At 70.5% G+C, this 13,811-nt stretch carries 15 protein-coding genes and 2 pseudogenes; 13 read left to right on the forward strand and 4 right to left on the reverse strand.

What is annotated here, in order from left to right; genetic code table 11:
• Positions 1 to 59: 59 nt before the first annotated feature.
• Both KI388_RS03650 and KI388_RS03655 read right to left on the reverse strand, forming a co-directional pair.
• A complete protein-coding gene (locus KI388_RS03650) occupies positions 60 to 1,178 on the reverse strand; it encodes an enolase C-terminal domain-like protein (RefSeq protein WP_215088026.1) in 1,119 nt (372 codons plus the stop codon).
• Positions 1,175 to 2,104, reverse strand: a complete 930-nt coding sequence (locus KI388_RS03655) for a 1,4-dihydroxy-2-naphthoate polyprenyltransferase (RefSeq protein WP_215088027.1) — start codon at positions 2,102 to 2,104, stop codon at positions 1,175 to 1,177. Before KI388_RS03655 ends, KI388_RS03650 begins: the two co-directional genes overlap by 4 nt.
• A gap of 128 nt (positions 2,105 to 2,232) precedes the next feature.
• Here KI388_RS03655 and KI388_RS03660 point away from each other — a divergent pair, with 128 nt between their 5' ends.
• The 12 genes and pseudogenes from KI388_RS03660 to KI388_RS03715 all read left to right on the forward strand — a co-directional run bounded on the left by KI388_RS03660 (position 2,233) and on the right by KI388_RS03715 (position 12,899).
• Positions 2,233 to 2,511, forward strand: a complete 279-nt coding sequence (locus KI388_RS03660; protein WP_215088028.1) for a hypothetical protein — start codon at positions 2,233 to 2,235, stop codon at positions 2,509 to 2,511.
• Positions 2,512 to 2,767: 256 nt separating this feature from the next.
• Positions 2,768 to 2,932, forward strand: a pseudogene (locus tag KI388_RS15545) (aliphatic sulfonates ABC transporter substrate-binding protein); the annotation flags it as partial.
• Positions 2,918 to 3,190 (forward strand): annotated as a pseudogene (locus KI388_RS15550) (ABC transporter ATP-binding protein); the annotation flags it as partial. The pseudogenes KI388_RS15545 and KI388_RS15550, both read left to right, overlap by 15 nt.
• A 331-nt stretch (positions 3,191 to 3,521) precedes the next feature.
• Complete coding sequence (locus KI388_RS03675; protein ID WP_215088729.1) at positions 3,522 to 4,682, forward strand: 2-isopropylmalate synthase; 1,161 nt, start codon at positions 3,522 to 3,524, stop codon at positions 4,680 to 4,682.
• A 373-nt stretch (positions 4,683 to 5,055) separates the two neighbouring features.
• Positions 5,056 to 6,864: a biosynthetic-type acetolactate synthase large subunit gene (ilvB, locus tag KI388_RS03680; protein WP_215088029.1), complete on the forward strand. Its 1,809-nt coding sequence runs from the start codon at positions 5,056 to 5,058 to the stop codon at positions 6,862 to 6,864.
• A complete protein-coding gene (ilvN, locus tag KI388_RS03685) occupies positions 6,861 to 7,580 on the forward strand; it encodes an acetolactate synthase small subunit (protein WP_215088030.1) in 720 nt (239 codons plus the stop codon). Before ilvB ends, ilvN begins: the two co-directional genes overlap by 4 nt.
• A gap of 45 nt (positions 7,581 to 7,625) precedes the next feature.
• Entirely contained in the window at positions 7,626 to 8,684 is a 1,059-nt protein-coding gene (ilvC, locus tag KI388_RS03690; protein WP_215088031.1) for a ketol-acid reductoisomerase, read from the forward strand.
• A gap of 52 nt (positions 8,685 to 8,736) precedes the next feature.
• Positions 8,737 to 10,197, forward strand: coding sequence for a 3-isopropylmalate dehydratase large subunit (gene leuC / locus KI388_RS03695; RefSeq protein WP_215088032.1), 1,461 nt, complete (start codon positions 8,737 to 8,739; stop codon positions 10,195 to 10,197).
• Positions 10,197 to 10,820, forward strand: a complete 624-nt coding sequence (leuD, locus tag KI388_RS03700; protein ID WP_215088033.1) for a 3-isopropylmalate dehydratase small subunit — start codon at positions 10,197 to 10,199, stop codon at positions 10,818 to 10,820. Before leuC ends, leuD begins: the two co-directional genes overlap by 1 nt.
• Before the next feature lie 5 nt (positions 10,821 to 10,825).
• Positions 10,826 to 11,824: an isocitrate/isopropylmalate family dehydrogenase gene (locus tag KI388_RS03705; RefSeq protein WP_215088034.1), complete on the forward strand. Its 999-nt coding sequence runs from the start codon at positions 10,826 to 10,828 to the stop codon at positions 11,822 to 11,824.
• 92 nt (positions 11,825 to 11,916) lie between these two features.
• On the forward strand, positions 11,917 to 12,291 hold the full coding sequence (locus KI388_RS03710; protein WP_215088035.1) for a DUF555 domain-containing protein: 375 nt from the start codon (positions 11,917 to 11,919) through the stop codon (positions 12,289 to 12,291).
• Between the two features lie 68 nt (positions 12,292 to 12,359).
• Positions 12,360 to 12,899 (forward strand): CBS domain-containing protein, encoded by a 540-nt coding sequence (locus KI388_RS03715; protein ID WP_215088036.1) that lies wholly within the window; start codon positions 12,360 to 12,362, stop codon positions 12,897 to 12,899.
• Positions 12,900 to 12,905: 6 nt separating this feature from the next.
• On the opposite strand, the gene KI388_RS03720 is transcribed toward KI388_RS03715, so the two are convergent.
• Both KI388_RS03720 and KI388_RS15485 read right to left on the reverse strand, forming a co-directional pair.
• A complete protein-coding gene (locus tag KI388_RS03720; protein WP_215088037.1) occupies positions 12,906 to 13,115 on the reverse strand; it encodes a hypothetical protein in 210 nt (69 codons plus the stop codon).
• Entirely contained in the window at positions 13,112 to 13,237 is a 126-nt protein-coding gene (locus KI388_RS15485; protein ID WP_256441514.1) for a hypothetical protein, read from the reverse strand. Before KI388_RS15485 ends, KI388_RS03720 begins: the two co-directional genes overlap by 4 nt.
• Positions 13,238 to 13,453: 216 nt before the next feature.
• On the opposite strand from KI388_RS15485, the gene KI388_RS03725 reads away from it, so the two are divergent.
• Positions 13,454 to 13,759 (forward strand): hypothetical protein, encoded by a 306-nt coding sequence (locus KI388_RS03725; RefSeq protein WP_215088038.1) that lies wholly within the window; start codon positions 13,454 to 13,456, stop codon positions 13,757 to 13,759.
• Positions 13,760 to 13,811: the final 52 nt, after the last annotated feature.

Raw genomic sequence — 13,811 nt, forward strand, 5'->3', positions numbered from 1 at the left:
TCCGACCGGTCGCTCACCCATCTCCGCCGGCCGGTCGCCCGCCCCAGAGCGGTGACCGCCTACGAACGGCGCAGTTCGTCGAACGCCCCGCCCGCGAGCCCCGGACCGGACGGGACCGTCGCCCGGCCCGCCGCGACCGGACACGGATCGGGCGCTAAGTCCTCGTCGAGCAGCGACCCGGTCGCGAGCCCGCAGGGCGACACCTCGGGGACCGCGGCCGCGACGTGGACGGCGGCGGCGCGCGCGACGACCGCGTCGACGGTGGTGGTGACGACCGGGTCGACGCCGGCCGACCGCGCCCGGAGCGCGGCCGCCAGCGCGCGGTCGGGACCGCCGAGCGCCATCGGCTTGAGGACGACCGCGTCGGCGGCGTCCGCGTCCAAGACGGCGCCGATCCCCCGGGCCGCGACCGACTCGTCGACCGCGACCGGAACCCCGGAGCCGCGCTCGGCTCCCCGGAGCGCCGCCAGCCCGTCGAGGTCGTCCGCCGGGAGCGGCTGCTCGACGTACGCGAGGTCGAACGCGGCCAGCGCGTCGAGCGCGCGCCGCGCCGCCTCCCGGTCCCACGCCCCGTTCGCGTCGAGCCGGAGCGAGACCGCGCCTCCTACGGCCTCGCGGACCGCGCGGACGCGCTCGACGTCGGCGCCGACGTCGCGGGCGCCGACCTTCAGCTTGAGGCAGTCGAACCCCTCGTCGACCGCTCGCGCCGCCTCGTCGGCGGTTTCGGTCGGCTCGCCGTCTCCGACGGTCGCGTTGACCGGGACGGCGTCCGCGACCGACGCGTCGACCCCGGCCCCGGCCGCGAGCCGGTCCGCGAGCCGCTCTCCCGACCGCCGGGCCGCGGCGTCAGCGAGCGCGAGGGAGACGCCGTGTCTGGCCGCCGGGGTCGCCCCGTCGTCGAGGGCGTCGCCCACCGGCCCGTCGCCGGTCCCCTCCGACAGTCCGTCCAGCGCCGCCGCGCACGCCTCGTACGACTCCGTCCACCCCGGGAGCGGCGTGGCCTCACCGACGCCGACCGCGGCCGACTCGTCGCCCTCGCCGCCGGCCGTCACCACGAACCCCTCTCGGCTGCGTATCTCCCCCCGGGCGGTGCCGAGCGGGCGGGTCAGGTCGAGTGCGAACGGGCGGTGTCGCACCGCGAGAGTCGGGTTCCCGTCGGTGGGTCGGCGGTCGGTCACGCCGCCAGTCCGACCGCGAACGCGACGGCGTACGCCGCGAGCAGTTTGCCGGTCGATTCGAGCGCGGGGTTGAGCGCCTCGCCGGACGTCTCGGTCACCACCGTCCGGGCGACGGTCGCCGCCAGCGGGAGGGTAACGAGCGGGAGCAGCGTCGCGAGGTCGTCGCCGCGCGCGACGAACCAGAGCGGGGCGAGGTACGCGACAGCGAGCATCGCGAGGTACTCGGCGCGGGCGAACCGGTAGCCGAAGCGGACGGCCAGCGTTCGCTTGCCCGTCGAGGCGTCCTCCTCGCGGTCGCGGAGGTTGTTGACGACGAGGATGTTCGTCGAGAGCGCGGCGATCGGGAGGCTCGCGACGACCGCGGCGAGCGCGACGGTGCCGTCGGGGACCCCGACCGGGAACCACCCGGAGAGAAGCGCGGCCGCTTGGACGTAGTAGGTCCCGGTCACCGCGATCACCCCGAAGAAGACGAACACGAAGAGGTCTCCCAGCCCGTGGTAGCCGAGCGGGTACGGGCCGCCGGTGTAGGCGATCCCGGCCGCGACGGAGGCGAGCCCGATCACGAGGATGGGGACGCCGCCGACGGCGACGAGGTAGGTGCCGACCCCGATCGCGGCCGCGAAGGTGAGCCACATCGCCCGCTTCACCTCGGCCGGCTCGATGAGGCCGCTGGCGACGACCCGGGTGAACCCCTCGCGGTCGTCGGTGTCGGCGCCCTGGATCGCGTCGTAGTAGTCGTTCGCGAAGTTCGTGCCGACCTGGATCAGCGCCGCGCCGACGAGCGCCGCCAGCGCGGGCAGCGGAGCGAACACCCCGTCTGCGAGCGCCAGTCCGACGCCGACGATCACCGGCGCGGCCGCCGCGGGGAGCGTCTGAGGCCGGGCGGCGATCACCCACGCCCGCCGACGGGTCACCTCGGTACTCATTACTGTCGATTGGTGCGTGGCGTCCCTTAACCTTGCCATCGCGGACGCCGCGGGCCGCGCGGCGAGTTCACCACCGGGCCCCCCGCGGCGACCGACAGGTTCGACAGGGACCGGCCCGTGTGTCCCGTATGACCGACACGGAAGCCGAGTCGGGGAACGGCATCGAGGCACGGTACGAGGAGACCGACGGCGAGCGCCTGCTCACCTTCTCCCGAGACGGCCGCGAGGCGACGGTCGCACAGAACGCCGAGGGGTACGCCATGCTGAAGGTCCGAGCCGGTCCCGACGGAGACGAGCTAGAGCGGTACTACGGGTTCGACATGGCGCTCGACCACGCCGCTGAGCTGCTCGGCGTCGCGGTCCCCGACCTCCCGGTGCCGGACGCCGCCGCCGACATGGGGATGTAGCCGCGCCGTCGGCGCCCCGCCGGCGATCAACCAGCAACATCGTCCGCTACCCGGAACGGGAGCCGAACCGCTTCGGCGGCGAGGGAACGCGACTCGTGAGCGCACGACCGGGCGTTAACCGTCGTGAGGGGCCGATCGAAGCCCGTGTGAACGACGCTTACTGTCGAAAATAAATAACTATCAAACATCACAATCGGAATTAAATATTCTCAGTAGCCATATTTGCTTATGAGCGGCGCCGGTAGGGGGAACCACGATGGAACGACGACAATTCCTGCGCGGTACCGGTGCGGCGATCGGCGGCTCGCCGCTCGCCGGCTGCGCGGGGGGCGGCGGATCGGGAACGGTGACCGTCGACTACGCGTACTACAACCCGGTCAGCCTCGTGTTGCGCGAGAAGGGCTGGCTCGACGAGGCGTTCTCGGCGCTCGACCGGCTGACGAAGGCCGACCAGCAGGACCACCTGCTCGACGTGTGGGAGGAGCGCGGGACGACGGTCGTCCTCGTCACCCACGACGTCGAGGAGGCCGTCTACCTCGCGGACCGGGTCGTCGTCCTCGGCGGCCAGCCCGGCACGGTGGAGTCGGTCGTCGACGTGGACATCGAGCGCCCCCGCGAGCGGGCGGACGCCGACTTGGTCGCGCTCCGGCGGGAGGTGACCGGCGCGCTGGGCCGGTAGCGGCGTCCCGCCTCGCCCGTGCGGATAGCTGTCACGACCCGCGCGCCGGCCCGACTCCGAACGAAACGAACGTCGATCCGGCTTATTAACCCGCTTCCGAATCGGAATACACGTCGGATCATCGGTGTGCGTATAACTTCCTTAAGGTGTATTGACACCGACGCAGTCGTGCGGTTTTCGTTTAGGTCTCTGCTGGGAGGCGACTAGCGGTTAGTTCCGATTTTGCGATCGTCCAAACCGTTAAGTACCCGACCGTCTTGTCCTGGATCGATGACAGACATCACGGAGGCTTCGTCGGACACCCCGGCGGATCGAGTTCTTCCAGGGCACGATAGCTTCTAACGTCGAAATCGGTCCTGTACGGATCTTCGACACGACCCTGCGAGACGGAGAACAGTCACCACGCACGTCGTTCAGCTACGAGGAGAAACGCCGCATAGCGGCGACGCTGGACGACATGAACACCCACGTCATCGAGGCGGGGTTCCCGGTCAACTCGGACGCGGAGTTCGAGGCCGTCAGCGACATCGCCGCCGCGACGGACACCACCGTCTGCGGGCTGGCGCGGGTCGTCGAGGGCGACATCGACGCCGCCATCGACTCCGGCGTCGAGATGGTCCACGTGTTCGTCTCCACCAGCGACGTTCAGCTGGAGGACTCGATGCACGCGACCCGCGAGGAGGCGAAGGAACGCGCGGTCGACGCCGTCGAGCAGGTGAAAGACGCCGGCGTCGAGTGTATGTTCTCCCCGATGGACGCCACCCGGACGGACCCGGACTACCTGGTGGACATCGTCGAGGCCGTCTCCGAAGCGGGCACCGACTGGATCAACATCCCGGACACCTGCGGCGTCGGGATGCCGACCAGCTTCGGACAGACGGTGAACGCCGTCGTCGAGGCGACCGACGCCCGCGTCGACGTCCACACCCACGACGACTTCGGCATGGCCGCGGCCAACGCGGTCACCGGCTTCGAGAACGGCGCGGAGCAGGCGCAGGTGTCGGTCAACGGGATCGGCGAGCGCGCCGGCAACGCCGCCTACGAGGAGGTCGTCATGGCCGTCGAGTCGGTGTACGGCGTCGACACCGGTATCGACACGACCCAGATCACCAAGCTGGCCCGGATCGTCGAGGAGGCCTCGGACATCCCGGTGCCGGCGAACAAGCCCGTCACCGGGCGGAACGCGTTCGCCCACGAGTCGGGCATCCACGCCGCCGGCGTCATCGAGAACAGCGACACGTTCGAGACCGGCGTGATGACCCCGGAGATGGTGGGCGCCGAGCGCGAGTTCGTGCTGGGCAAACACACGGGCACCCACAGCGTGCGCAAGCACCTGGTGGAGGCCGGCTTCGACCCGACGGACAGCGAGGTCCGGTCGATTACGAAGCGGGTCAAGGAGTACGGCTCCGGCAAGCGGCAGGTGACCGCTGGCGACGTCGAGCGGTTCGCCGAGGAGGCGGACGTCACGCGGGAGGAGGAGGTCCGGGTCTGATGACCCGGTCCTCGACCGGAGCGCGCCCCGAGCGACCGCCGTCGCGGTCGCGGGAGGGGTCCGGCCGCGGACCCGTTCCGGACTCCCGACAGGAATTTATACCCCGGCCGCGTTGCTTCGGGCGAGATGCGACGGCACACCGCGGTCGCGGAGCGAACGGGCGTTCCCGCAGCCGTCGCGCCGATCATTGTAGGGGTATAAGCCCCTACACTATCCCTTCCTCACCGACCCGACGTACCGCCGAACGCGGGCGAGCGGGCCGTTTCCGACGCGCGGAGTTCAGTTTCGGAGGCGCGAGCCTCGACCCCGCCCGTCCCGCGTTCGCAGCGACCGACACCAGCCGCCAGACCCCACACCGAACACCACCACGACAATGAGCGACACAGCAGCACACACACGAGAGGACGACCCGGACGGCTCCGCGGAGCCGGCGGGGGCCGACGACGGGACGCCCGACGCCGACGACGCCCCCGCCGCGGGGCCCGTCTCGACCGGCGCCGAGTCGGTCGTCGCCGCCCTCGAGGCCGCGGGCGCGAAGACCGCCTTCGGCGTTCAGGGCGGCGCGATCATGCCCGTCTACGACGCGTTGTACGACTCGTCGATCCGACATGTAACGATGGCCCACGAGCAGGGCGCCGCCCACGCCGCGGACGCGTACGGCGTCGTCGCGGGCGAGCCGGGGCTCTGTATGGCCACCTCCGGCCCGGGCGCGACGAACCTCGTCACCGGCATCGCGGACGCCGACATGGACTCGGACGCGATGTTAGCGCTGACCGGGCAGGTCCCCACGGAGTTCGTCGGCAACGACGCGTTTCAGGAGACCGACACGGTCGGCGTCACCCGCCCCATCACGAAGCACAACTACTTCGCGGGCGGCGCCGACACCGTCGGGGACACCGTCGGCGAGGCGTTCGAACTGTCGCGGGCCGGGCGCCCCGGGCCGACGCTCGTCGACCTCCCGAAGGACGTGACGCAGGACGAGACGGACCGGACGCCCGGGCCGGCGACGCCGCCCGCGGGGACCGACCCCGACCCGAACGCCGACCCGGACGCGGTCGAGGAGGCGGCGCGCGCCATCGAGTCGGCCGAGCGACCGGTCTGCCTGTTCGGCGGCGGCGTCATCAAGGGCGACGCGAGCGCCGAGGCGCGGACCTTCGCCCGGAGCTACGGGATTCCGGTGACGACGACGATGCCGGGCATCGGCTCGTTCCCCGAGGACGACGACCTCTGTCTCTCGTGGGCGGGGATGCACGGCACCGGCTACGCGAACCTCGCAATCACCCACACCGACTGCCTGATCGCGGTCGGCACCCGGTTCGACGACCGGCTGACCGGCGGGATCGACACGTTCGCGCCCGAGGCCGAGGTGATCCACGTCGACATCGACCCCGCGGAGATATCGAAGAACGTCCACGCCGACTACCCGCTCGTCGGGGACGCGGGACGCGTCTTGGACCAGTTGACCGCCGCCGTCCGCGAGGCGCCCGCCGCCGAGGCGTGGCGCGACCGGTGCGAGGAGTGGACGGAGACGTACCCGCTCACGTACGCGACGCCCGACGACGAACCGCTGAAGCCGCAGTTCGTCGTCGAGGCGTTCGACGAGGCGACCGACGACGACACCATCGTGACGACCGGCGTCGGCCAACACCAGATGTGGGCCTCGCAGTTCTGGACGTACTCGGAGCCGCGGACGTGGGTCTCCTCGCACGGGCTGGGGACGATGGGGTACGGCGTGCCGGCCGCGGTCGGCGCGCGCGTCGCAGCCGACACGATGGGCGAGGAGGACCGCGACGTGGTGTGTTTCGACGGCGACGGCTCCTTCCTGATGACGATGCAGGAGCTGTCGGTCGCGGTCCGCGAGGACCTCGACGTCACGATAGCGGTGCTCAACAACGAGTACATCGGGATGGTCCGGCAATGGCAGGACGCCTTCTACGAGGGACGCCACATGGCGTCCGACTACACGTGGATGCCCGAGTTCGACAAGCTCGCGGAGGCGTTCGGCGCCCTCGGGATCCGCGTCGACGACTACGACGAAGTCGCGCCCGCGGTCGAGGAGGCGCTCGACTACGACGGTCCCGCCGTGGTCGACTTCCACGTCGACCCCGAGGAGAACGTCCTGCCGATGGTGCCGAGCGGCGGCGCGAACGGCAAGTTCGCGGCCGCGGAGGACCAGCTATGAGCGGCGACTCGCCCGACTCCCGCCCCGCGACGGACGGGGGCTCCGCCGCCGGCGCCGGCGCGCCCGAGACCGACTCCCGACCCCTGCCGGGCGAGCAGCCCGGTCCCGACGAGCGCGACCACCCCGAGGGGCGCCGGAACCTCGAAGGGATCCGGATCGACCCCGTCGTCGAGGCCGAACACGAGTCGCGGCGCGCCGTCATCTCGGCGCTCGTCGAGGACGAACCCGGCGTGCTCGCGCGCGTCTCGGGGCTCGTCTCGCGGCGGCAGTTCAACATCGAGAGCCTCACCGTCGGGCCGACGACCGTGGACGGCCACTCGCGGATCACGATGGTCGTCGAGGAGACGGACCCCGGCATCGACCAGATCGAAAAGCAGATGGCGAAGCTGAAGCCGGTCATCTCGGTGGGCGAGGTCGCCGGCGACGCGGTCACCTCCGAGCTCGTCCTGCTGAAGGTCGAGGCCGACGACCCGGCGGCGGTCCACGCAGTCTCCGATATGTACGACGGCCGGACGGTCGACGCCGGCCCGGAGACGATCACCGTCGAACTCACCGGCGACAAGGCGAGCATCGACAACGCGATCGGCGCCTTCGACCGGTTCGGCATCGTCGAGATCGCGCGGACGGGACCGACCGCCCTCGCGCGCGGCGACACCCCGACGGCGCCGGGAGAGAAACCCGGAACGGCCGGCGAACCGACCACCCACGACGACTGACGCGCAGACGCACCCGAACACACAGCGAACCCACACACGATACATATGACCGAAGAAGACACGCAGACGTTCAATTCGACAGTATACTACGACGACGACGCCGACGAGGAGGCCATCGCCCACAAGACGGTGGCCGTCCTCGGCTACGGCTCGCAGGGTCACGCGCACGCCCAGAACCTCTCCGAGAGCGGGGTCGACGTGATCGTCGGCCTCCGCGAGGACAGTTCCTCCCGGAGCGCAGCCGAGAGCGACGGGCTCCGCGTGGAGACCCCCGCGGACGCGGCCGCCGAGGCCGACGTGGTGAGCGTCCTCGTCCCCGACACCGTCCAGCCGGACGTGTACGAGGCGGCGGTCGAACCGAACCTCGACGCGGGCGACACGCTCCAGTTCGCGCACGGGTTCAACATCCACTACAACCAGATCCAGCCGCCCGAGGACGTCGACGTGACGATGGTCGCGCCGAAGTCGCCGGGCCACCTCGTCCGCCGCAACTACGAGAACGACGAGGGGACGCCCGGCCTGCTCGCGGTGTATCAGGACGCGACCGGCGACGCGCACGACGAGGGGCTGGCGTACGCGGCCGCGATCGGCTGTACCCGCGCCGGCGTCGTCGAGACGTCGTTCCGCGAGGAGACCGAGACCGACCTGTTCGGCGAGCAGGCCGTCCTCTGCGGCGGCGTCACCTCGCTGGTGAAACAGGGGTACGAGACGCTCGTCGACGCCGGCTACTCCCCGGAGATGGCGTACTTCGAGTGTCTCAACGAGCTGAAGCTCATCGTCGACCTGATGTACGAGGACGGGCTCGGCGGCATGTGGGACTCCGTCTCCGACACCGCGGAGTACGGCGGGCTCACGCAGGGAGACGTGGTCGTCGACGAGCACGCCCGCGAGAACATGGAGGAAGTGCTCGAAAAGGTCCAGAACGGGCAGTTCGCCCGCGAGTGGATCTCGGAGAACCAGGCGGGGCGGCCCTCCTACACGCAGCTCCGCGAAGCGGAGAAGAACCACGAGATCGAGGCCGTCGGTGAGGAGCTCCGCGGTCTGTTCGCGTGGGAGGAGTCGGCCGACGACGAGGAGGAAGAGAGCCCCGAGGTGACCGCCTGATGGGCGTATCGGAGCCGGCGGTCGGTGGCGCGGCGGTCCGGGGTGACTCCCGATGAGCGAGGGAACGCTGTACGACAAGGTGTGGGACCGCCACAAGGTGACGGAGCTCCCGAACGGGCAGGACCAGCTGTTCGTCGGGCTCCACCTCGTCCACGAGGTCACCAGCCCGCAGGCGTTCGGCATGCTCCGCGAGCGCGACCTCGACGTCGCGTACCCGGACCGGACGTTCGCGACGACGGACCACATCGCGCCCACGGAGGCCGACAAGCGCGAGCGACCGCTGGCCGACGACCAGGCCGAGGAGATGCTCTCCGCGCTCGAACGCAACACCAGCGAGAGCGGGATCACCTTCTTCGGGTTCGACTCCGGGAAACAGGGGATCACCCACGTCGTCGCGCCCGAACTCGGCCTCTCGCAGCCGGGGATGACGGTCGCGTGCGGCGACAGCCACACGGCGACGCACGGCGCCTTCGGCTCCATCGGCGTCGGCATCGGCACGAGCCAGATCCGAGACGTGCTCGCGACCGGCTGCATCGCGGCGGACAAACAGAAGGTGCGCAGAATCGAGGTCGAGGGCGAACTCGGTGAGGGCGTCTACGCGAAGGACGTGATCATGAAAGTGATCAAGGACCTCGGCGTCGACGGCGGCGTGGGCCACGTGTACGAGTACGGCGGCCCCGCCATCGAGGCGCTCGACATGGAGGGGCGGCTCGCGGTGTGTAATATGTCCATCGAGGGCGGCGCCCGCGCGGGGTACGTCAACCCCGACGAGACCACCTACGAGTACCTGAAGGGCCGCGAGTACGTCCCCGAGGGCGAGGCGTTCGAGGAGCGGAAGCGGTACTGGGAGTCGGTCGCGTCCGACGACGACGCCGAGTACGACGACGTGGTCACCGTCGACGCCGACGGGCTAGACCCGCTCGTCACGTGGGGGATCAACCCCGGGCAGGTCGTCGAGGTCGACGAGCCGGTGCCGAACCCGGACGACTTCGAGGCGCGGACGGACCGCGAGGCAGCCGAGAAGGCGCTCGACCACATGGAGGTCGAGCCGGGGCAGTCGATGCTCGGCTACGACGTCGACGTGGCGTTCCTCGGCACCTGTACGAACGGTCGGCTCTCCGACTTCGAGGAGGCCGCGCGAATCTTAGAGAACCACAGCGTCGAGGAGGACGTGCGCGCGCTCGCCGTGCCCGGCTCGGAGACCGTCCGGGCGCAATGCGAGGCGCGCGGCATCGACCAGACGTTCATCGAGGCCGGCTTCCAGTGGCGGCGCGCCGGCTGCTCGATGTGCCTCGCGATGAACGACGACCAGCTGGGCGCCGGCGAGGTCTGTGCCTCCTCGTCAAACCGCAACTTCGTCGGCCGGCAGGGGTCGAAGGAGGGGCGGACGGTGCTGATGAGCCCCGCGATGGTCGCGGCCGCGGCCGTCGAGGGCGAGGTCGTCGACGCGCGCGACTACCTCGACGACGGGCCGACCGGCGGCGCCGGCGGCGTCGAGGAGGTGGCCGACTGATGGCCCCCGACGCCAACGCGGGCGGCGATCAGCACATCACCGAGGTCTCCGGCACCGGCGTCCCCATCCCGGGCGACGACGTCGACACCGACCAGATCCTGCCGGCGCAGTTCATGAAGGAGGTCACGTTCGACAACATGGCGGACTACCTCTTCTACGACGCCCGGCGCGACGAGGACGGGGAGCTCAACGACCACCCGCTCAACCGCTTCGAGGGCGCGTCGATCGCGGTCGTCAACTCCAACTTCGGCTGCGGCTCCTCCCGGGAGCACGCGCCGCAGGCGATGATGCGCTGGGGGGTCGACGGGGTCGTGGGCGAGTCGTACGCCGAGATCTTCCGCGACAACTGCAAATCGCTCGGCATCCCCGCCGTCACCGCGGACCACGAGACCGTCGTGGCGCTTCAGGAGTGGATCGAGGCGAACCCGGACGGCGACATCGAGGTCGACGTCGACGACGAGACGGTCACGTACGGCGACACCATCATCGACGTCGAGGTCGACGACGCGATGCGGGAGGCATTAGTCGAGGGGATCTGGGACACGACCGCGCTGATGTACTCGAACCGGAGCAAGGTCGACGAGACGGTCGCCGGCCTGCCGTACGTCGAGGGGGACGACTGAGCCGGATGAGCGACGAGATAGTCGTCATCGAGGGCGACGGGATCGGCCGCGAGGTAGTGCCCGCCGCCGTCGAGGTGCTGGAGTCGTTCGATCTGGACTTCGCGTTCGTCGAGGCGGAAGCGGGCGACGCGACGCGGGAGGCGACCGGCGAGGCGCTCCCGGCCGAGACGTACGACGCGGTCGCGGCCGCGGACGCGACGCTGTTCGGCGCGGCCGGCGAGACCGCCGCCGACGTCATCCTCCCGCTGCGCGAGGCGGTCGACTCGTTCGTCAACGTCCGCCCTGCGAGGGCGTACCCCGGCGTCGACGCGCTCCGCCCGGAGACGGACGTGGTGTTCCTCCGCGAGAACACCGAGGGCGTCTACGCGGGCCACGAGGACCGGCTCTCCGAGGACCTCTCGACGCTGACGCGGGTCGTCACCTCGTCGGCCTCGCGGGAGCTGGCGGAGTACGCCTGCGAGTTCGTTCGGGACGGCCGCGGCCCCGCGGGCGACCCCGACGAGGGGTTCACCGTCGCGCACAAGGCGAACGTGATGCGGGAGACGGACGGGCGCTTCCGCGAGGAGGTCCTCTCGGTTGCGGCGGAGCGCGGCGTCGACGCCGACGAGGAACTGATGGACGCGTTCGCGACGAAGCTCCCGCTCGACCCGACGGAGTACGGCGTGATCGTCTGCCCGAACCTCGCGGGCGACGTGCTCTCCGACTTGGCCGCCGGCCTCGTCGGCGGGCTGGGGCTGCTCCCCTCCGCGAACGTCGGCCACGACAACGGCCTGTTCGAGCCGGTCCACGGCACCGCGCCCGACATCGCGGGCGAGGGGGTCGCCAACCCGACCGCGGCGGTCCTCTCGGCCGCCATGCTGTTGGAGTACCTCGGCCACGTTGAGGAGGGCCAGCGCGTCCGCGACGCGGTGGAGGGCGTCCTGTCGGACGGCCCGCGCACCGGGGACCTCGGCGGCGACGCGGCGACCGACGAGGTCACCGCGGCCATCGTCGACCGGCTGTAGGGGCGGTTCCCCTGAATCGGTCCCGCTGACGGGGCGGTCGTGACCGCGGGCGAACCACAAGACAAGAAACCCTGCGGCACCTCCGGCCGAATATGAGCAACTACGAAGTCGCGATGGAAGCCGCCTGGTTGGTCCGAGACGTCGAGGAGACCGACGACGCCATCGGCGTCGCGGTCAGCGAGGCCGGCAAGCGACTCAACGAGACGGACAAGCAGTACGTCGAGGTCGAACCCGGCGTCACCGGCTGTCCCGCCTGCGGCGAGCCGTTCGACGCCGCGTTCCTCGCGGCGAACACGGCGCTCGTGGGGCTCCTCTTAGAGATCGACATCTTCAACGCCGACAGCGAGGAGCACGCCGAGCGGATCGCGAAAAGCGAGGTCGGCGGCGCGCTCCGCGACGTCCCTCTCGAAGTCATCGACGTCTTCGAGACCGAGGCGGACGAGGAAGACGAGGACGCGGCGCGATAGGCGGAGCCGCCGGGGCGAGTTCGGTCGGTGCCGAAAGCTTTTCTAATAACCTTAAGTAATCCGTCGGTATGGAACTGCCGACGCCACAGGACCTCCGCGAGCGCCGGACCGCGCTCGAGCTCACCCAGAGCGAACTCGCGGACGCCGCGGACGTCTCCCAGCCCCTCATCGCGAGGATCGAGGGCGGCGACGTCGACCCGCGGCTCTCGACGCTGCGCCGCATCGTGAACGCCCTCCAGGAGGCGGAGGGCGAGGTCGTGCGCGCGACCGACCTGATGAACGAGACCGTGATCAGCGTCGCGCCCGACGACGCCGTGAGCGAGGCGATCGACCTGATGGAGGCGGAGGCGTACTCGCAGCTCCCCGTCCTCCAGAACGGCGTGCCGGTCGGCTCGATCAGTCAGGGGGACATCGTCCACGCGGGCGAGAACGTCGGGGACCACCCCGTCAGCGAGGTGATGAGCGAGTCGTTCCCGACGGTCGCGCCGTCCGCGACCGTCGACGAGGTCCGGAACCTCCTCGACCACTACAAGGCCGTGATGGTCACCGACGGCGGCGAGACGGTCGGGATCATCACCGAGGCCGACATCGCGGCGCAGCTGTCGTAACGCCCGCTACTCCCCCCGCCGCTCGGAGAGCCGCTCCCAGATCTCCGTACACCCCGCGCCGTCCTCGACGTCGTCGAGGTGGTCGTCGTCGGGTTCAGCGTCCGTTTCCCCCTCGGCGTCGGGTTCAGCGTCCGTTTCCTCCTCCGCGTCGACTTCATTCCCGACGTCGCTCTGCTCGTCGTCGTCGGTCGCTCGGGAATCGCCTCGCTCGGTCATCGTCGCTCCGGGACGTCCTCGAAGAGTTCGGGCGCCACGTCCGCGGACGCGTGCTGTCGGTGCGTCACGTCGGGCGGGTCGACCGGTCGATCGTCGGCGGCGTCGGGAACCGGATCGGTCATCACACCGACGTACGCGGGCGCGAGCCATAAGCGTCGGCACGCGCGTAAATCGGACCACTACTCTCGGATACCGGATTTCGTGTCCGGTAGATCGGAGACTAATTTCACACGGTGTCTCGGCGTAGTCTGCCGGTTTTCCGCCGTCGGGCCGTCATCGGTACTGTCGACGGTTGCGAGCAGCGTCACCCATTGGGTCGTCGCGGCCGAAACCCGGGCGTGACCACTCGACTGCGCGTCCTCGACGACGGTGCGTGGATCTCCGTCAACGACAGCCGGGAAGTGCGTGTCAGCGAACTGTGGCGGCTCGACGCGCCGGACCTGTGCGAGTGCGCGCTCGCGGACCTGGTCGTCGAGAACTTCCAGTCGGTCGGCGTCGACGGCCCGACCGTGGAGGCGAAGGTGTACGGCCAGTGCATCGCGTGCGGGGCGACCGGGATCACCGGGTGGGTGCCAATTGGACGGGTACGCGGGGGCGAGTTCGTCGAATTCGACCGTTCCGCCGTTCGACGGGTGCGGCGGTGAGGGTAGCGGCAACACGTGCCAGATCGGTGGGGCACCGGGGAAGGTTGACGCC

The organism is Halorubrum sp. 2020YC2, from assembly GCF_018623055.1.
Taxonomy (GTDB): domain Archaea; phylum Halobacteriota; class Halobacteria; order Halobacteriales; family Haloferacaceae; genus Halorubrum.